This is a genomic window from Flavobacterium sp., assembly GCF_043773265.1.
GTDB lineage: Bacteria > Bacteroidota > Bacteroidia > Flavobacteriales > Flavobacteriaceae > Flavobacterium.
The window spans coordinates 1-18,239 of record NZ_JAYVFH010000204.1; the positions used below are offsets into that span (position 1 = coordinate 1).

17 protein-coding genes and 1 pseudogene are annotated in these 18,239 nt (G+C 31.0%); 10 read left to right on the forward strand and 8 right to left on the reverse strand.

Going from position 1 to position 18,239, the window contains the following annotated elements; all coding sequences use genetic code 11:
- From ACH2BO_RS10880 to ACH2BO_RS10890, 3 genes and pseudogenes are all read right to left on the reverse strand, one after another.
- Window positions 1-412 (reverse strand): annotated as a pseudogene (locus tag ACH2BO_RS10880) (hypothetical protein); the annotation flags it as partial.
- A 48-nt stretch (window positions 413-460) separates the two neighbouring features.
- Entirely contained in the window at window positions 461-1,327 is an 867-nt protein-coding gene (locus ACH2BO_RS10885; protein ID WP_395044771.1) for a DUF58 domain-containing protein, read from the reverse strand.
- Window positions 1,328-1,440: 113 nt separating this feature from the next.
- The gene (locus ACH2BO_RS10890; protein ID WP_395044772.1) at window positions 1,441-2,445 is read right to left on the reverse strand and encodes an AAA family ATPase; all 1,005 of its coding nucleotides are present in this window, start codon (window positions 2,443-2,445) and stop codon (window positions 1,441-1,443) included.
- A gap of 168 nt (window positions 2,446-2,613) precedes the next feature.
- Here ACH2BO_RS10890 and ACH2BO_RS10895 point away from each other — a divergent pair, with 168 nt between their 5' ends.
- The 6 genes from ACH2BO_RS10895 (at window position 2,614) to ACH2BO_RS10920 (ending at window position 7,321) form a co-directional block, all read left to right on the forward strand.
- Entirely contained in the window at window positions 2,614-3,483 is an 870-nt protein-coding gene (locus tag ACH2BO_RS10895; RefSeq protein ID WP_395044773.1) for an aldo/keto reductase family oxidoreductase, read from the forward strand.
- A 144-nt stretch (window positions 3,484-3,627) separates the two neighbouring features.
- Window positions 3,628-4,020 (forward strand): four helix bundle protein, encoded by a 393-nt coding sequence (locus tag ACH2BO_RS10900; RefSeq protein ID WP_395044774.1) that lies wholly within the window; start codon window positions 3,628-3,630, stop codon window positions 4,018-4,020.
- Window positions 4,021-4,117: 97 nt separating this feature from the next.
- Entirely contained in the window at window positions 4,118-5,269 is a 1,152-nt protein-coding gene (locus ACH2BO_RS10905) for an ATP-binding protein (protein WP_395044775.1), read from the forward strand.
- Window positions 5,262-5,999: a metallophosphoesterase family protein gene (locus ACH2BO_RS10910; protein ID WP_395044776.1), complete on the forward strand. Its 738-nt coding sequence runs from the start codon at window positions 5,262-5,264 to the stop codon at window positions 5,997-5,999. Before ACH2BO_RS10905 ends, ACH2BO_RS10910 begins: the two co-directional genes overlap by 8 nt.
- Before the next feature lie 252 nt (window positions 6,000-6,251).
- Entirely contained in the window at window positions 6,252-6,743 is a 492-nt protein-coding gene (locus tag ACH2BO_RS10915) for a DUF6646 family protein (RefSeq protein ID WP_395044777.1), read from the forward strand.
- 2 nt (window positions 6,744-6,745) lie between these two features.
- Complete coding sequence (locus ACH2BO_RS10920) at window positions 6,746-7,321, forward strand: PhnA domain-containing protein (RefSeq protein ID WP_395044778.1); 576 nt, start codon at window positions 6,746-6,748, stop codon at window positions 7,319-7,321.
- A 408-nt stretch (window positions 7,322-7,729) separates the two neighbouring features.
- Here ACH2BO_RS10920 and ACH2BO_RS10925 read toward each other — a convergent pair whose 3' ends face one another.
- From ACH2BO_RS10925 to ACH2BO_RS10940, 4 genes are all read right to left on the reverse strand, one after another.
- Entirely contained in the window at window positions 7,730-9,283 is a 1,554-nt protein-coding gene (locus ACH2BO_RS10925; protein ID WP_395044779.1) for an aldehyde dehydrogenase family protein, read from the reverse strand.
- A 349-nt stretch (window positions 9,284-9,632) separates the two neighbouring features.
- The gene (locus ACH2BO_RS10930) at window positions 9,633-10,187 is read right to left on the reverse strand and encodes a 3-hydroxyanthranilate 3,4-dioxygenase (protein WP_395044780.1); all 555 of its coding nucleotides are present in this window, start codon (window positions 10,185-10,187) and stop codon (window positions 9,633-9,635) included.
- 150 nt (window positions 10,188-10,337) lie between these two features.
- The gene (locus ACH2BO_RS10935) at window positions 10,338-10,697 is read right to left on the reverse strand and encodes a hypothetical protein (RefSeq protein WP_395044781.1); all 360 of its coding nucleotides are present in this window, start codon (window positions 10,695-10,697) and stop codon (window positions 10,338-10,340) included.
- Window positions 10,698-10,756: 59 nt separating this feature from the next.
- Window positions 10,757-11,872, reverse strand: coding sequence for an endonuclease/exonuclease/phosphatase family protein (locus ACH2BO_RS10940; protein ID WP_395044782.1), 1,116 nt, complete (start codon window positions 11,870-11,872; stop codon window positions 10,757-10,759).
- Window positions 11,873-12,007: 135 nt separating this feature from the next.
- Here ACH2BO_RS10940 and ACH2BO_RS10945 point away from each other — a divergent pair, with 135 nt between their 5' ends.
- From ACH2BO_RS10945 to ACH2BO_RS10960, 4 genes are all read left to right on the forward strand, one after another.
- Window positions 12,008-14,815: a carboxypeptidase-like regulatory domain-containing protein gene (locus ACH2BO_RS10945; protein WP_395044783.1), complete on the forward strand. Its 2,808-nt coding sequence runs from the start codon at window positions 12,008-12,010 to the stop codon at window positions 14,813-14,815.
- A 12-nt stretch (window positions 14,816-14,827) separates the two neighbouring features.
- Window positions 14,828-15,460, forward strand: a complete 633-nt coding sequence (locus tag ACH2BO_RS10950; protein WP_395044784.1) for a choice-of-anchor J domain-containing protein — start codon at window positions 14,828-14,830, stop codon at window positions 15,458-15,460.
- Between the two features lie 11 nt (window positions 15,461-15,471).
- Window positions 15,472-16,860, forward strand: a complete 1,389-nt coding sequence (locus ACH2BO_RS10955) for a DUF5689 domain-containing protein (protein WP_395044785.1) — start codon at window positions 15,472-15,474, stop codon at window positions 16,858-16,860.
- Window positions 16,861-16,991: 131 nt separating this feature from the next.
- Entirely contained in the window at window positions 16,992-17,501 is a 510-nt protein-coding gene (locus tag ACH2BO_RS10960) for an acyl-CoA thioesterase (protein ID WP_395044786.1), read from the forward strand.
- A gap of 39 nt (window positions 17,502-17,540) precedes the next feature.
- On the opposite strand, the gene ACH2BO_RS10965 is transcribed toward ACH2BO_RS10960, so the two are convergent.
- Window positions 17,541-18,239: murein hydrolase activator EnvC family protein (locus ACH2BO_RS10965; RefSeq protein ID WP_395044787.1), on the reverse strand; the 699-nt coding region annotated here is incomplete at its 5' end.

Sequence of the window (18,239 nt, forward strand, 5' to 3'; positions counted from 1 at the left end):
CTTGAGCAATGTCTTTAATATCATACATTTTTTGTTTTAATGTATCCACTTTTACATTAGAAACCTCAACGTTTAAACTATCCGAAAAGAAAGGTTTTCCGTTTATTAATATAGGAATTCTTGGAATTGAATATTTCCCAGAATCGAATTGGGTTAAACCATATTTTTTAATTAATTCATATTTATCATTTGACTTAATTGTATCTATTTTATAGGTTTCGATAACTTCTAAAGCACCAAAATTTCTTGATTTTGGAAAAACTACTTTATCAGTTTTGTTTACTGATGCTTTTATAGTTAATTGAAATTCGGCTCCAATTTTATTTTTGGTTGTATCAATAGACGTCGTGACTTTTTGAGCAAAAAGTGATAATGATAGTAAAAAAAATAATATGTTTAATTTAATTTTCATTTTCTTTTAAACTAGACAGGTTTAAAAAATCTGTCTGGTTTCTAATTGTTAACGTGATTTAAAATACCCTAATAATTTTTTAACATAACTTTCGTCAACTCTAGTGTTTACGGTTCCAGAACCACATTTTGAGAAAACATCTTTAAAAAAAATTACCTTTTCTTGATAGTGTTTTTCATAATTCAGTCTTGATTGTTTTGAGCTTGTATCTACAACTAAAATTTCACCGCTTTCGGCGTCTTCCATTTCAACAATTCCAATATTAGGCATTTTTTCTTCGCGAATATCATAAACTCGAATTCCTGTAATATCGTGTTTTTTACTGGCTATTTTTAATGTTTTTTCGTAATCATCATCCACAATAAAATCAGAAATCAAAAATACAATAGCTTTCTTTTTTTGGGTTGCCGATAAAAATTTTAGTGCTTGAGACAAATCGGTTTTCTTGCTTTTTGGCTGAAATTCGATTAACTCTCGAATTATTCTTAAAACATGTGATTTTCCTTTTTTGGGTGGAATATATAATTCTATTGCATCCGAAAATAATACCAAACCAATTTTATCATTGTTTTGAGTTGCCGAAAATGCCATAGTTGCAGCAATTTCGGTCACAATTTCACTTTTTAATTGGTTTTTGGTTCCAAAACTTTCCGAACCCGAAATGTCAACCATCAACATCATTGTAAGTTCGCGTTCTTCTTCGAAAACTTTTACATGAGCTTCATTATATCTTGCAGTAACATTCCAATCAATAGAACGAATATCGTCGCCATATTGATATTGACGCACTTCACTAAAGGTCATTCCGCGACCTTTAAATGATGTGTGATATTCACCAGAAAAGATGTGATCACTCAATCGTCTGGTTTTAATTTCTATTTTACGAACTTTTTTTAGTAAGTCTTTGGTTTCCATAATTTTTCGCCACAAAGGCACAAAGGCACAAAGTTTTTTAAGAATAAAGAATTAAAGATTTTATGTTGCCGTAAATAACTTTTAACTCGCAACTTTCAACTCGAAAACTAAATTTATGGTACTTCTATTTCGTTGATGATTTTATTGATAATGTCAACAGAAGTTACATTTTCGGCTTCGGCTTCATATGTAATTCCAATTCTGTGACGTAATACATCGTGTACAACGGCACGAACATCTTCTGGAATTACATAACCACGACGTTTTATAAATGCATAACATTTGGCAGCATTGGCAAGGTTGATGCTTCCACGAGGTGAAGAGCCAAAACTTATTAATGGTTTTAAAGATTCTAGTTTGTATTTTTCTGGAAAACGTGTTGCAAAGATAATATCCAAAATGTATTTTTCTATTTTTTCATCCATATACACCTCACGTACAGCTTCTTGAGCACGAATTATTTGTTCTACAGAAACTACTGGGTTTACTTTTTCATAACTGCCTTTTAAATTCTGACGAATTACCATTCGTTCTTCATCCATTTTAGGATAATCGATAACGGTTTTTAGCATAAATCTATCTACTTGTGCTTCTGGTAAAGGATATGTTCCTTCTTGCTCAATTGGATTTTGTGTTGCAAGAACTAAAAAAGGCCTTTCTAGTTTAAAAGTAGTATCGCCAATGGTTACTTGTTTTTCTTGCATTGCTTCAAGCAAAGCCGATTGTACTTTGGCTGGAGCACGATTTATTTCATCAGCTAAAACAAAATTGGCAAATATTGGTCCTTTTTTTATAGAAAACTCATTTGCTTTAATATTATAAATCATTGTTCCAACAACATCTGCTGGCAATAAATCTGGTGTAAACTGTATTCTGCTAAAACTTGCATGAATGGCTTGAGATAACGTATTAATGGCTAATGTTTTTGCCAATCCTGGAACACCTTCAAGCAGAATGTGTCCTTGACCTAAAAGTCCAATAAGCAATCTTTCTACCATGTGTTTTTGACCAACAATCACTTTGTTCATCTCCATGGTTAGAAGGTCAATAAAAGCACTTTCTCTTTCTATTTTTTCATTGATGGCTCTAATATCTAAAGCAGCAACATTTTCTTCCATAATTCTATTTTTTTCGAGGCACAATTAAGTTCAAAATTTTAACATTTCAAAAGTCAATATTTATTCAGTTATTCAATGTTAATAATGCGTTAAAACTTATAGACAAATTTTATTTTTAAGGATGATTTATGATTTTGTTTTAGTAATTTTAAACTTTTAATTACAATTATGAGAAAAACAACATTATCTCCTATAATAGCAGGAACGATGAATTGGGGTGTTTGGGATAAAAAACTCAACACACAAGAAATGATACATTTAATAAATATTTGTATCGAAAATAAGGTTACCACTTTTGATCATGCTGATATTTATGGAGGTTATACTACTGAAGCCGAATTTGGAAAAGCATTTGGCGAAAGCAAGATTTCTAGAGAGAAATTACAATTGATTTCAAAGTGTGGCATCCAACTTACAGAAGGTAGAACTAATAAAATAAAGCATTACGATTATTCGAAGGAATACATTATTTGGAGTGTTGAAAATTCACTGAAAAATCTTCAAACCGATTATTTAGATGTTTTGCTTTTACACAGACCAAGTCCGTTAATGATTGCTGATGAAATTGCAGAAGCTATAGAAAAACTTAAATTGGATGGAAAAATTATCGATTTTGGATTGTCTAATTTTACTACTTCTCAAACAGAGTTAATCAAAAGTAAAGTTGCAATTAGTTATAATCAAATTCAGTTTTCTGCAACACATTATGAAGCAATGTTGGACGGAAGTCTAGATTTTATGCAAGTTCATAACATTCGACCAATGAGTTGGAATCCGCTTGGACGTATTTTTAGAGAAGACTCTGAACAAACCAGACGATTAAAAAAATTGTTGGCAAATATGGTTGAAAAATACCATGTTGGATCAGACACAATTTTGCTTTCATGGATTTTGCAACATCCATCAAAGGTTATTCCTGTTGCCGGAACTGTAAATGTGGCTCGAATTCAACAACTTATGAAAGCTGATGAATTGCAACTAGATTTGGAAGATTGGTTTGCCATTTGGAGTGAAAGTATAGGAAGAAAGGTTGATTAGTTTTAAAGTTTTGGGTTTCGAGTTTTGGGTTTCGAGTTTTATATACTGGATGTTTACTTTTAATTTTTCTGTAATTTACTTTTTATTTAAATTTGAAAAAAACTTGAAACTCGAAACTTTTTTAACCTTATATACAATTAAAATATGGCAACAGTAAATACATTTGAAGAACTTGATATTTGGATATTAAGTAGAGAAATATGTCAAGATGTATGGAACATTTTTGAAAAAACTTCTCTTGGAAAAGATTTTGAGTTAAAAAATCAAATGAATCGTTCCTCAGGTTCAATAATGGACAATATTGCAGAAGGATTTGAAAGAAATGGCAGAAGAGAGTTTATTAATTTCTTAAGCTATTCTAAAGGTTCTTGTGGCGAATTAAGATCTCAATTGTGTAGAGCTTTTGATAGAAATCATATAACAAAAGAAGAATTCGAATTTCTAAAAGAAAAAACTTTAGTTGAAAGTAAAAAAATAGGTTCATTTATGTCATATTTGGTAAAATCTGATTATAAAGGAAGTAAGTTTGATAAATGATTTTTAAAGTTTCGAGTTTCGAGTTGTGTGATTCGAGTAAATAATTACTGTTAAACCAGAAACTCGAAACCAGAAACTCGAAACCAGAAACTTTAAAATGATAAACAAACGTCTTTTAATTAAAAACCTTCTAGCTCACAATGATGAGTGCAGTTTTTATGATAAAAAGCGTCAGTTGAATTTGCATACCAAAGAAGGAAAAGCCAAGTTTTTAAAACACATTTGCGCCTTGTCTAATTCTAATCCGTCAAATAATTCTTATATTGTTGTTGGTGTTGAAGATTCTGAAAATGAAATAGTTGGTGATGATTTTTTTGACGATAGTAGGATTCAGAATTTAGTAAATGCTTATCTAGAAAATCCGCCAAAAATTCAATATGAAAACGTTCCTTTTCCTAACTTGCCCAAGGATAAAGTTGTTGGTTTGGTTACCATAAAACCAAAATCGAAAACCTCGAGTTTTAAAAAAAACATTCATACCATTTTTGCCAATCAGGTTTTTGTTCGTCGCGGAAGCAATACTACACCAACAGAAGAAAAAATTCCTTATTCTAAACAAAATATCGAAACTGTAATTAGTATTGAAAACAATTCGAGAAATAGTATTTCTAACACACTTGATAGTGTAATAGATTTTGTAAACAATAGTCACAAAGACATGACTTCTGGCTATAAAGTTTTCAAAGAATTATTTGTGATTTGTTGGGCTGGAATTCCTAAAAAAATTAGAAATAAATCATTTCTTTCACGTGTAGATATTGAATTGGTAAACGAGCAGGTAAAACTGTTTTATTCGGCACAAGATGTCGTTTCTATTGACTTTGACCAAGATACCTTTACAATTATTGAATATGTCCCTTTGGGATTAAACGATAAAACAAGTTATTATCCTTTAGAACAGCAAAAAATTTCTTTTTATGACAATGGTTATTATAAGATTGAAATCGAAATGCTATTTGAACCACCACAATATAATAGAAAAATGATGTTTCATATTTATAATTCTAATATATCTTTGCTTACCAAATTGCAAAAAGAATTAGATTTAACTGAACGCGAAGAAAATGAATTAAAAAACGTTCCTTCTACATTAATGATTTGCTACCTCAACGGTTTTGATGATGCCAAACAAAAATTAATTGATGCCAAACCATTATTAAAACTATATAAAAATGCAGAAGTTTATATTAATTTTAAAGAAGTAATGCGTGTTTTGAGGAAGGTGAAATATAATAAAATAAATGAATAGAACATTAGTAATTGGAGATATTCACGGTGGTTTGCGTGCTCTACATCAAATAATAGAACGAGCAAGTGTTTCTAAAACTGATAACTTGATTTTTCTAGGCGATTATGTAGATGGTTGGAGTCAATCGCCACAAGTGATAGATTATTTGATAGATTTAGGTAAAAAACAAAATTGTATTTTTATTAGAGGTAATCACGACGAATTGGTTTTAGATTGGCTAGAAAACAATAACGAAAATATTGATGAAGGAATGTGGTATAAGCATGGCGGTGAAGCTACAGTTATTGCATATTCTAAGATTTCGGATCAAAAAAAGAAAAAACATATTGAATTCTTAAAGTCACTACAAAACTATTATCTAGACGATTTTAACAGATTGTTCATTCATGCTGGTTTTACTAATATGAATGGTGTTTTGTATGAATATTTTCCAAAACTTTTTTATTGGGACAGAACTTTATGGGAAACCGCGTTGGTATTGAATGAAAAGCTCGAAAAAACGAGTTGGTTTTATCCGAAAAGATTGACTTTGTATAAAGAAATTTATATAGGTCACACACCAACAACAAGAATTGGAGAATCAATTCCTGTAAAAAAAGCGTGTATTTGGAATGTTGATACTGGTGCAGCATTTAAAGGAAAACTTACTATAATGGATGTAAATTCTAAAGAGTTTTGGCAAAGCGAACCATTGAATAATTTATATCCAACAGAAAAAGGAAGGAATTAGAAAAGATGGATGGCAGAGGATGGAAGTTTGATTTTAATAGAGATTTAAATTTATTTTTTTGTTCGTGTCACTTCTATTGCGCTCAGTGTGACAATGTAAATTGATTTTCACAATATTTTTTTATATTGATTTTTGAAATTGACATTTGAAGTTGACATTTGAAGTTGACATTGATCATGATTTTTGAATTTGATATTGATATTGACATTAAAATGGATTACATATATTTGCAGAAAATAAATTAAAAATAATATGAAAAAAATAATTTTTATTGCAATGCTAGCTTTTGTTGGATTTGCAAATGCACAAGCTTTTAAAGGAAAAGGAGATATTAAATTTCAGGTTGGTGCAGGATTCCAGGAAAAAGGAACTGGTATTGTTGTAACAGGCGATTTTGGAGTTGGAGAAAATATTTCTTATGGTTTTTCTACATCCTATTTATTGAATACAACAACAATTGCAGGAACACCAAAATTTGAAGACAGATTTGATTTAAAAGCACGTTTCAATGCTAATATTGGTAATGTTTTAAACATTAGCGAAAAATTCGATTTATATCCAGGTTTAGATATAGGATTAAGAAATTTTGGTACCCACTTGGGTGCAAGATATTTTTTTACAAATGGATTTGGAATTTATACCGAAGCTGGAGTTCCTTTAGCAAAATACAACACCAATGCTGTTGGTTATGAAAGGTTTAACAACCAATTTGTATTTCAATTTGGAGCGTCTTTTAATTTATAATAATGAGTGTTGTTACTGAAAAAAGGTTGAAAGACCGAAGTGACTCAAGATGCGAAATTAGCGGAAATACTGAAAATCTTCTCGTTTATTTGGTTGAACCAAAAACAGAAGTAATTCCAGAAAACTGCATTTTAATTACCAAAAATTTAAAAGATCAACTAGAGAATCCAGAAACTACAAATACTAATGATTGGCGTGGTTTGACTGATAGTATGTGGAATGAAAATCTTCCTGTGCAAATTGTTTCTTGGCGAATGTTAGCTCGTTTAAAAAATCACGATTTATTAGAAATGATGTATCTTGATGAAGACGCACTAGAATGGGCAAAAGCTACAGAGGAAGCCGATGATGATGAAGGAAAAATTGTTCACAAAGATTCTAATGGAAATGTTTTATTAGATGGTGATTCAGTTGTTTTAATAAAAGATTTAGATGTAAAAGGAGCAACATTTACTGCAAAACGAGGTGCTGCTGTTCATAATATAAAATTAGTTTGGGATAATGCTAATCAAATTGAAGGACGTGTTGAAAATCAACATATTGTTATTTTAACGCAGTATGTTAAGAAGACTAAGTAAACTCGATTTTGTCATTTCGACAAAGGAGAAATAAAATAATCTTAATAATTTGATGTGATTTCTCCTTCGTCGAAATGACAAAAAAGACAAAAAAGACAAAAAAAATAAAAATTCAAAAAAAATACGCAAAGTTGTCATTTCGACCTTTTGGGAGAAATCACATAAAGTTAATCCTCATTAAGTAATTTTGACAATGTGATTTCTCCTTCGTCGAAATGACAAAAAAAATAAAAATTCAAAAAAAATACACAAAGTTGTCATTTCGACCTTTTGGGAGAAATCACATAAAGTTAATTCTCATTAAGTAATTTTGAGAATGTGATTTCTCCTTCGTCGAAATGACAAAAAACATAAAAAAAAGCGTTTAAAAATTCTCTAAACGCTTTTTTTTTAACTTTATACTAAAGATTACAAATCAAATTTAATTCCTTGAGCCAAAGGCAAACTTGTAGTATAATTGATAGTATTCGTTTGACGACGCATATAGATTTTCCAGGCATCAGAACCCGATTCTCTTCCACCACCAGTTTCTTTTTCACCACCAAATGCGCCACCAATTTCTGCTCCAGAAGTTCCAATGTTTACGTTAGCAATACCACAATCTGAACCTGCAACTGATAAAAATGCTTCTGCTTCGCGCAAATTATTGGTCATGATAGCCGACGATAAACCTTGAGCAACTCCGTTTTGAACTTCAAGTGCATTCATTACATCGCCAGAATATTTTAGTAAATATAAAACTGGCGCAAAAGTTTCGTGCTGTACTATTTCAAATGAATTATCAGCTTCGGCAATTGCTGGTTTTACATAACAACCACTTTCGTATCCTGTTCCAGATAAAACGCCACCTTCAACTAGAATTTTTCCACCTTCGGTAACTACTTTTTCTAAAGCTTTGTTATACATTTCTACTGCGTGAGTATCTATAAGTGGTCCAACGTGATTTTTTTCGTCAAGTGGATTTCCAATTTTTAATTGTTTGTATGCCGAAACAATAGCATCTTTTACTTTGTCATACATACTTTCGTGGATAATTAATCTACGAGTTGAAGTACAACGTTGTCCTGCAGTTCCAACAGCTCCAAAAACTGCTCCGATTACTGTCATTTTCACATCTGCATCTGGTGTAACAATAATTGCGTTGTTTCCTCCTAATTCTAGTAATGATTTTCCTAAACGACCAGCAACTGTTTGAGCCACAATTTTACCCATTCTGGTTGAACCTGTAGCCGAAATTAATGGAACTCTTTTATCTTGAGTTAATAATTCGCCTACTTTATAATCGCCATTTATTAAGCAAGAAATTCCTTCTGGAAGGTTGTTTTCTTTGATTACCTCGGCAATTATATTTTGACAAGCAATACCACAAAGTGGTGTTTTTTCTGATGGTTTCCAAACGCAAACATCGCCACAAATCCAAGCCAAAGCAGTGTTCCAAGCCCAAACTGCAACTGGAAAATTAAATGCCGAAATGATTCCGACAATTCCCATTGGATGGTATTGCTCATACATTCTGTGTCCTGGACGTTCTGAATGCATTGTTAATCCGTGAAGTTGACGCGATAAACCTACTGCAAAATCGCAAATGTCTATCATTTCTTGAACTTCGCCATAACCTTCTTGCAAAGATTTTCCCATTTCGTAAGAAACTAATTTTCCTAAAGCTTCTTTGTTTTTACGTAATTTTTCTCCAAACTGACGTACAATTTCGCCACGTTGTGGTGCTGGCATTAGTTTAAAAGTTTTAAACGCTTCGGTTGCAGCTTGCATTGCTTTTTCGTAATCTGCAGGTGTTGATGTTTTTACTTTTGCTATAAGTTGTCCGTCTACTGGTGAATGACTTTCTAGGATTTCTCCGTTAGAAAAATGATTTTGTCCTGTCGATGTTCCTTCGTTAATGTCTTTAATTCCTAAAGCTTTTAGCGCTTCGGTCATTCCGAATTGTTGTGCAATTGATGCCATTTTTATGTTTTTATAATTTGTTTAATAATTTTTGGTAAAAATAGTGTTTAAACACGAATTGCACGAATTATCATGAATTAAAAAATAATTTTGAAAATTACACGAATTTTATTTTAGCCCAGACAGAAATGGAAAGCTTTATGAAAAGAAATGCTAATTTTTCTTGACAGAAAAGAGCGACCAAAGAAGCTCCTTTTATGGCTTAGAAAAATAGTGTTTCTTTTTATAAACTTGGAATGTATGGCTGGATTGGCTTTTAAAAAAAAATAAACCATTAAGATATTTAAGGTAATTAAGTTTTATAATCCTTAATGAACTTAACTTCCTTAATGGTTTTAAAAAAATTAATTTAAGATTCGTAATCTTTGTCTTTATCGATAAATCTTGGATCGGTTTCCATAGTTGTGCCACATTTTTCGCATGTTCTTAATTTTTCGGAATTGTAGAAATGCTTAAAATGTGGTAGAAAATCTTTTTCGATATCGTGTAATTCGAAATAGACTTCGTGTAACTTATGATTGCAATTGTCGCAAAACCATAGTAATCCATCGGTAAAACCTTTTCCTGCGCGCTTTCGTTCGATTACTAATCCGATAGAATTGGCAGAACGTACTGGAGAATGTGGCGTTTTGGCTGGATGCAAATACATATCGCCAGCTTGCATTGTCATTTCTTTGCGTTTGCTTTCTTCTTGAATTACTACTGTTATTTCGCCTTCGAGTTGGTAAAAAATTTCTTCGGTTTCATTGTAATGATAGTCTTTTCGAGCATTTGGTCCAGCAACAATCATAACTATATAATCACCAGAATCGACATAAATATTTTTATTGCCAACTGGCGGTTTTAGTAAATGACGGTTTTCGTTTATCCAATTGTTGAGGTTGAATGGTGGTGCTATTTTCATGTTACGAATTTACATTTTTTTTACCGCAAAGACACAAAGGCGCAAAGTTTTTATCTTTAATTTATGAATTTTTATATTGTTTTTAAGTATTGCAAAGACGCAAAGTTTATTATGCACAAAAAAAGGTTAGCGCTAACTAACCTTTATTATTTATTTTATTTCCAATTCTGATGGATTGAATATTTGTGGGATTTTTTTTGGATCTTTATCATATATGGTGATTTTTCCTTTTACAATAATTTCTTTTCCTACTGAATTTGCAATATCAAGTTTGTGTTCTTCTAGGTATTTGTTGGTAAGTACAACTGTAAAAACTTTGTTAGGATATGCTTTGTCTATATTTATGAAATTAATGTTTTTGCCTTCTGATGCTAGTTTCAACGAAGCTATTTTACCTTTTATAATAACTACTTTTCCAATATTATCTTTTGCTTGTTCAGATGTTATAGTCTCTTGAGCAAAGATTGAAGTTGTAAAAAATAATAACACAAAGTTAAATAGGTTTTTCATAATATTAAATTTTACATTATATAAAAGGAAAAAGGTTAGCGCTAACTAACCTTTATGTTTTAATTTAATTGTTTTATTAAATAAATGTAAACTGGGAAGTGATCACTAAAACCAATTTCTGTCATAGAATGTCTTAGCGGATATCCTTTGTATTGTCCTACTGTTGTTATCATAAAAGGTTTGTTGTAAATTCCTGCTTTCCAATATCTAAAAGAAGAATAGTCGGGTTTTACAAATTGTTCTGAAACCATAATTTGGTCAAAAATATCTCCTGCATCACGATAAAATAAAGATGCGTTTCCTTCTTTAGCCATTTGTTCAAAAGGATTATAAATGTCGGCAGAAGTTTTTAATTCAGATTTTTTTAATTTAGCACCAAGTTCAATTTTCACACTCTTATTATAGGAACCATCATTTAAATCTCCCATAGTAATAATTTTAGCATTAGGATTAATGTTTACTAATGAATCAATGATTTTTCTGTTTAATGCGCCAGCAGCTTCTCTAAAAGGAGAACTTTTCTTTTCACCACCAGAACGTGAAGGCCAGTGATTTACAATAATATTTACTTCATCGCCATCAAGAAAACCTGTAACCAAAAGTTGATCACGTGTAAAAACTCTTCTTGAAGATTTATCTTCTTCTATTTTATCATCAGTAATTTCTTCCTTTTCTTTTTCTTTATCTTTTTTAGAAACTTTTTCTTCATTTCTATAAACATATAATGGAATGTTAGATGTACTAGTTACAATAAAATGTTTTTTTTGATACAATAATGCAACATCAATTCCTCTTTTGTCTGGTGAATCAAAGTGCACAATTCCATAATCACGATTAATTAATTTTGGTTGTTTTATTAAATCTTCAAGAACTCCTCTGTTTTCAATCTCACAACCTCCAATAAATGTAGGAGAGTTATTTGGGTTTTCACCTGTACCAATCTCAGACAAAACTCTTGAAAGGTTTTCTAATTTTTTTTGATATTTTTTTGATGTCCAATTTTGTGCGCCATTAGGCAACCATTCTTCGTCATTGTTTGGGTTATTAATTGTATCAAACAAATTCTCGAAGTTGTAAAAGGCAACGGTATGCACAATATACTTTTTTGCCTGTGCATTTGCGCCAATTATTGCGAATAAAACAAACAAAAGGGTAATATAATTTTTAATTTTCATAAAATGGATATTAATTTAATAATAAGTTTTATACAAACTTCACGCCAAAAGTAATTAATATTATGAAATTATGTACCTTTGGCCGTTAAGAAATTATTTTCTTACTGAAAATTTAAAATAATATTAATTTTATTTATGAAAAAACTTGTCATTAGTATTTTATTTGTAATGAATGTAGTTTTCGTGTTTGCTCAATCAGGAACTGGTTTTTCTGCTAAAGTTGTAGATTCTAAAACTCAAAAACCATTGCAAAATGTGATTGCCTCAATCCAAAACACAAATCAAACTCAATTATCAGATGCTTCGGGAAATTTTATTTTTAAAGATGCTCCTGTAGGAAGTCAATTACTTCAAGTAAAAAGTTCTGGTTACAAAACACAATTGTTTACAATTGATGTAGAACTAGGAAAAATTCTAGAATTAGGAATTATTGTTCTAGAGGAAGACATTACCGAAGAACAACAACTAAGCTTAATTACTATTACCGAAAATGATTTAGGTGATGATAATAGTGGTTCTGAAAGCACTGCTGGATTATTGCAAGCTTCAAGAGATGCTTTTCAACAAGCCGCTGCATTCAATTGGGGACAAGCTAGATTTAGAATAAGAGGACTTGATAATGAATATAGTACAACCATGATTAATGGTGTTGTAATGAATAAAATTTATGACGGTAGACCACAATGGGGAAATTGGGGTGGATTAAATGATGCAACAAGAAATCAAGAATTCACAACTGGTTCTGCTCCATCAGATTACACTTTTGGTGGAATTTTAGGAACTCAAGAAATAAATACTAGAGCTTCTATTTATAGAAAAGGTTCTAGAGTATCATTTTCTGCAACAAATACAAATTACAGTTGGAGAACCATGGGAACTCATGCCTCTGGAATGGATTCAAATGGATGGGCATTTGTGGTTTCTGGTGGTAGAAGATGGGCTCAAGAAGGTTATTTTGACGGAACAGATTATTCGGCAAATTCATTATTTGCAAGTGTTGAAAAAAAGATTAACGAAAAACATTCTTTGAATTTTACTTCAATTTTTGCACAAAACAGAAGAGGTAAAAACTCTCCTAATACAGCAGAAGTTTCAAGACTTGCTGGTGTAAACTATAATTCATATTGGGGTTGGCAAGATGGTAAAAAAAGAAATTCTAGAGACAAAGATGTTGAAGAGCCAATAAATATGTTAACTCATTATTGGAAAATCAGCGATAAAACTAATTTAAATACAACCATTTCTTATCAAGTAGGTCAAATTGCAAATACTAGACTAGATTATCAAGGTGCAGATAATCCAGACCCAACTTATTATAGAAATCTTCCGAGTTTTTATACTTCTGCATATAATCCTGATGATTATACAGATTTTCAAGGTGATGATGCTGCAAATATTGCTAATGGAATCAATGCTGCTTCTAATTTTCTTGCAAATAGACAAATAAATTGGAATCAATTATATCAAACAAACACAACTTCTGATGGACATAGTGCTTATATTTTATATGAAGACAGAACTGACGATAAAATTTGGATTGCAAACTCTTATATAAATTCTCAATTAGCTGATAACATAAATGTGAATGCAGGGGTATCATTTAGAAAATTAAAATCACACAACTTCCAAAATTTATTGGATTTATTAGGTGGTCAATTTTATGAAGATTTTGATAATTTTCAGGTTGGATCAGAACAAGAATCAGATTTAAACAATCCAAATAGAATTGTTGGTGTTGGAGATACATTTGGTTATAATTATAATTTATTAGCCAATACTGTTGATGCTTTCACACAATTTAAATTTACATATAAAAAAGTTGATTTTTATTTAGGTCAAACATATATTAGAACTCAATATCAAAGAGAAGGATTATATAGAAATGGATTGTATCCAACAAACTCTTTTGGTAAAAGCACAAAGTATATTTATGACAATTTCGGATTTAAAGGTGGATTAACCTATAAGATTACTGGAAAACAATATTTATCATTCAATGGTGTATATATGACTAAAGCTCCGGCTTTAAGAAATGTTTTTCCAAATGCTCGTATTAATGACAATTCTGTTGAAGGACTTGAAGCAGAAACTGTAACTAGTTTAGATGCTGGATACATAATAAGAGCACCAAAATTTAAATCAAGATTAACAGCTTTTTATTCTAATATTAAAAATGCTACTGAAACATCATTTTATTTTGGAGAAGGAATTTTTGGTGATGATGGTGGTGATGGTGGTGATGCATTTGTTGCAGAAACAGTTTCTAATATTGAAAAACAAAATATTGGTTTAGAATTAGGAATGGAGTATCAAATTACTTCAACAATTAAATTAACCGCAACTGGTGCTTATGGAGAATACACTTACAATAACAATCCTAATGTAGTGTTAAATAACGATAATAATGCAAGTCCTACCAACACAAATCCTGTGACTGATTTTGGAACTGCAAAATTAAAAGGTTATAGACTTCCTGGTGGGCCACAATCTGCTGCATCTTTTGGTGTAGAATATAGAGATCCAAAATTTTGGTGGATTGGTGCTAATGCAAATTATCTTGCTAATAATTATTTAGATATTTCATCGTTATTAAGAACAGATAATTTCTTTAAAAATCCTTTAGATTCTGAGGGATTACCTTTTCCTGAAGCAACAGACGAAAGAGCAAGAGAATTGTTGAAACAAGAAAAGTTTGATGATTTTATGCTTGTAAACTTAACCGGTGGAAAATCTTGGAAAATTAAAAGCACAACATTTGGACTTTTTGCAACTGTAAATAATGTTCTTGACGTAAGTTATAAAACTGGTGGTTTCGAGCAAACTAGAAATGCTAACTTTAGAGAAGTTAATCAAGATGTTTCAAGTGGAACACCTGCATTTGCGCCAAAATATTTTTACGGATATGGCAGAACTTATTTTGTAAACCTTTATATTAATTTTTAAAAATATACAGCTATGAAAACAATTAAATTTTTTACAATTGGATTATTTTTAGTGTCGCTTACTGGTTGTTCTCCAGAGAACGATATTAAAAATTCAGACTTAACACCGTATTCTTTTTATGAGGAATTTGTTAGTGTTACAGAAGCAACAGAAGGACAACCACTAGATATCGCTGGTTGGACAAATTTTGCTCAAGCAGGAACAAAAAAATGGAGGCAAGGATTTTACAGCGGAACAAAGTATGCTGAATTTACTGCTTATACACCTATTATTCCTGATAGAGAGGTTTTAAACATTGGTTGGTTGATTTCACCTGCAATAAACATGGATGTTTATGAAAATGAAAAATTAGCATTCGATTGTGCTCAAGCATATGTGTCATCTGCCTCAAATTCGATTGAATTATTAGTGTCAACTGATTATGATGGTACAAATGTACTTACCGCAACTTGGCAGAATATTACTTTTAATAAACCGCCATTAGATTTTGATACCAATTTCGACTTTTTTAGTTCTGGAATAATAGATATGTCTTCATATACTGGCAATATTTATCTTGCATTTAAAGTAAAAGGTTCTGGCACAAATTCATCATTAGATGGAACTTATGAACTTGATAACATTAGAATTTTTGACAAAAAATAAATCATACTATTATGAAAAAAATAATTTTTAAAACAGTTATAGCATTATCTATTTCAATTGGGTTTTTCTCTAGTTGTATAAATGACGATACTTATGAAGTGCCAGAACAAACTTTGGCTACTTATGAATTAACACCAACTACTACAGTAGAAGCAGTTGATGTAGCGGCTAATACGGCTTTGACAACATCAAGCCCAGTTGTTTTATATACAACAGATGACATTATTGAAGCATACGTAACTTCTAGTGATGAAAAAGGTACTTTTTATAAATCAATTTCTTTTCAAACCATTCCTACAGATGGTTCTGCTCCAACTGGTTTTAGTGTGCCAATAAATGCTACAACTCTTTATGGAAAAGGTTTTACTCCTGGAAGAAAAGTATATATTAAACTTAATGGTTTGTATAGCGCTATAGTTTACGGTTCTTTACAAATTGGATCTCTTTTTGAAGGTACAATTGGAAGAATATCAGAATTTGAATGGCAAGATCATTTATTTCCATCTGCTACAATTGTTGATGAAGATTCGTTTGTAAGAACATTAACTTTAGCTGATGCATACACAGATAACAACCAAAATACCTTAATTGAGCTAAGCACAGTTCAATTTTCTGAATCATCTTTAAATAGAACTTACTATGATATTGATTCTGGTGGTGGAGCAACTAATCATACACTTATTGGATCAACTGGTGGTTCAGAACAAGTTATTCGTTTTAGCAGCTTTGCTCCTTTTACAGGGAATCAAGTACCGTCACAAAGTGGAAAAATTAGAGGTGTTTTATCAAAATACGATACTGATTTTCAATTTATTGTAAGATACGAAAGTGATATTAAACTTACAATGGATCGTTTTGATGTTTCTCCTCCAGTAGTTGGTGGCGCATTAGTTTATTCTGGTACACTTACTGAACCTTTTACTTCTTATCTTAATAATGCTTCATCTTTTCCAAAATACATTAATGATGCTGCAGTTGGAAGTAGATATTGGCAAGTAAAAACTTTTAGTGGCAATAAATACATTCAAATGACATCTTTTGGAGGAACTCCAGAAGTAAACAGAGCATTATTTATAGTTCCTGTAGATTTTACAGCAGCTAATAATTTTTCATTCAAAACCAAATCAGGTTTTGATAATGGTTCTCCTTTAAAAGTATATTATTCTACAAATTATGTTCCAGGTTCAAATATTAATACTGCAACATTAATTGATATTACATCTAGTTTTTCTATTCCAAATGGTCCAGCTACCGGATATCCAACACCATTTTCAAATAGTGGTGTATATGCTATTCCTGCAGTAATAACTGGTAATGGATACTTTATTTTAGAATACACTGGAAATGGAAATGGTGGAATAACAACAACAATGCAAGTTGAAGATTTATTAATTAATTAATATTATAAATAAATAATTTTTTAAAAGAGCTTCAACTATTTGAAGCTCTTTTTTAGTTTAAAATTGACTAGCTTAGAAACTAATTTAAACAAACCAAGTAGAAAAAAAATAAATATCTTTGCAAAAAAAATATGACTCCAAAACATCCTATAGAATCATTAACGATTTTAACTGATTTAGTGTTGCCAAGTGAAACCAATCCGTTAAATAATCTTTTTGGTGGCGAATTGCTTGCTAGAATGGATAGAGCAGCAAGTATTGCAGCTCGAAGACACTCAAGAAGAATTACGGTTACAGCATCTGTAAATCATGTGGCTTTTAATCGCTCAATTCCTTTGGGAAGTGTTGTGACTGTAGAAGCGAAAGTTTCGAGAGCATTTAATACTTCAATGGAAATTTTTTTAGATGTATGGATAGAAGATAGAGAATCTGGAATTAGAACTAAAGCAAATGAAGCAATTTATACTTTTGTAGCGGTTGATGAAACTGGAACTCCTATTAAGGTTCCTGAATTAATACCAGAAACTGACGAAGAAAAATCTAGGTTTGAAGCAGCGTTAAGAAGAAAACAATTGAGTTTAGTTTTAGCAGGAAAAATGAATCCGCATGATGCAACTGAATTGAAAGCGTTATTTATTTAAAATAAAAAAGCTAGCGATTTGCATGCTTTTTTATTGTATTTAATTTAACCAAGATTGTGGATTATTATAAGTTGTATTTTGAGAAATCATGAATTTAATAATAGTTTTTCCTTCACCATTAGTTCTAATTTTTCCTAAACTTTGTTTTATTGAAACTTTATCTCCAGCATTAACAGTTACTGAACTTAGGTTTTGATATACTGTAAAATAATCTCCGTGTTGAATGAAAACTGCAATATTTAAAGGCGATATTTTTATGACTTTAGTTACTTCTCCACCAAAAACCGCTCTTGCATTTGCACCAGATTCAGTAGTGATTTCGATTCCACTGTTGTGAATCACTAACGATTTGTATACTGGATGTGGTTGGTCTCCATATCCTAAAGTTATTGCTCCTTTCTCAACAGGCCAAGGCAAGTTTCCTTTATTGGCTTTAAAATTATCTGAAACTACTTTTCCTGCTGGCGTTAAAATAATTTTAGTTGATGATTCTATAGCTTTAGTTTCGGCTGCGGTTGTAGTTTTCGGATTGGCTTTGGCTTTGGCTGCAGCAGCTTTTCTATTAGCTTCAGCAATTGCATCACGTATTAATTTATTAATTTGTGCATCAATTTTTTTAGTTTCTTGCTGTTTTTTCTTAATTTCTGCAGTAATTTGTTTTTTACTTTTGTTTAAACTATTAGCAATTTTTTCTTGTTCTATTTTTTCTTTTACAAGATCTTGTTTTTGTTTTTCTTG

Excerpts from the sequence above, each read along its gene's own strand:
- ACH2BO_RS10945 (WP_395044783.1), top strand. The coding sequence starts at position 12,008 with ATGAAAAAACTTGTCATTAGTATTTTATTTGTAATGAATGTAGTTTTC.
- ACH2BO_RS10935 (WP_395044781.1), bottom strand. The coding sequence starts at position 10,697 with ATGAAAAACCTATTTAACTTTGTGTTATTATTTTTTACAACTTCAATC.
- ACH2BO_RS10930 (WP_395044780.1), bottom strand. The coding sequence starts at position 10,187 with ATGAAAATAGCACCACCATTCAACCTCAACAATTGGATAAACGAAAAC.
- ACH2BO_RS10960 (WP_395044786.1), top strand. The coding sequence starts at position 16,992 with ATGACTCCAAAACATCCTATAGAATCATTAACGATTTTAACTGATTTA.
- ACH2BO_RS10915 (WP_395044777.1), top strand. The coding sequence starts at position 6,252 with ATGAAAAAAATAATTTTTATTGCAATGCTAGCTTTTGTTGGATTTGCA.
- ACH2BO_RS10905 (WP_395044775.1), top strand. The coding sequence starts at position 4,118 with ATGATAAACAAACGTCTTTTAATTAAAAACCTTCTAGCTCACAATGAT.
- ACH2BO_RS10895 (WP_395044773.1), top strand. The coding sequence starts at position 2,614 with ATGAGAAAAACAACATTATCTCCTATAATAGCAGGAACGATGAATTGG.
- ACH2BO_RS10890 (WP_395044772.1), bottom strand. The coding sequence starts at position 2,445 with ATGGAAGAAAATGTTGCTGCTTTAGATATTAGAGCCATCAATGAAAAA.
- ACH2BO_RS10950 (WP_395044784.1), top strand. The coding sequence starts at position 14,828 with ATGAAAACAATTAAATTTTTTACAATTGGATTATTTTTAGTGTCGCTT.
- ACH2BO_RS10955 (WP_395044785.1), top strand. The coding sequence starts at position 15,472 with ATGAAAAAAATAATTTTTAAAACAGTTATAGCATTATCTATTTCAATT.
- ACH2BO_RS10910 (WP_395044776.1), top strand. The coding sequence starts at position 5,262 with ATGAATAGAACATTAGTAATTGGAGATATTCACGGTGGTTTGCGTGCT.
- ACH2BO_RS10900 (WP_395044774.1), top strand. The coding sequence starts at position 3,628 with ATGGCAACAGTAAATACATTTGAAGAACTTGATATTTGGATATTAAGT.
- ACH2BO_RS10940 (WP_395044782.1), bottom strand. The coding sequence starts at position 11,872 with ATGAAAATTAAAAATTATATTACCCTTTTGTTTGTTTTATTCGCAATA.
- ACH2BO_RS10885 (WP_395044771.1), bottom strand. The coding sequence starts at position 1,327 with ATGGAAACCAAAGACTTACTAAAAAAAGTTCGTAAAATAGAAATTAAA.
- ACH2BO_RS10920 (WP_395044778.1), top strand. The coding sequence starts at position 6,746 with ATGAGTGTTGTTACTGAAAAAAGGTTGAAAGACCGAAGTGACTCAAGA.
- ACH2BO_RS10925 (WP_395044779.1), bottom strand. The coding sequence starts at position 9,283 with ATGGCATCAATTGCACAACAATTCGGAATGACCGAAGCGCTAAAAGCT.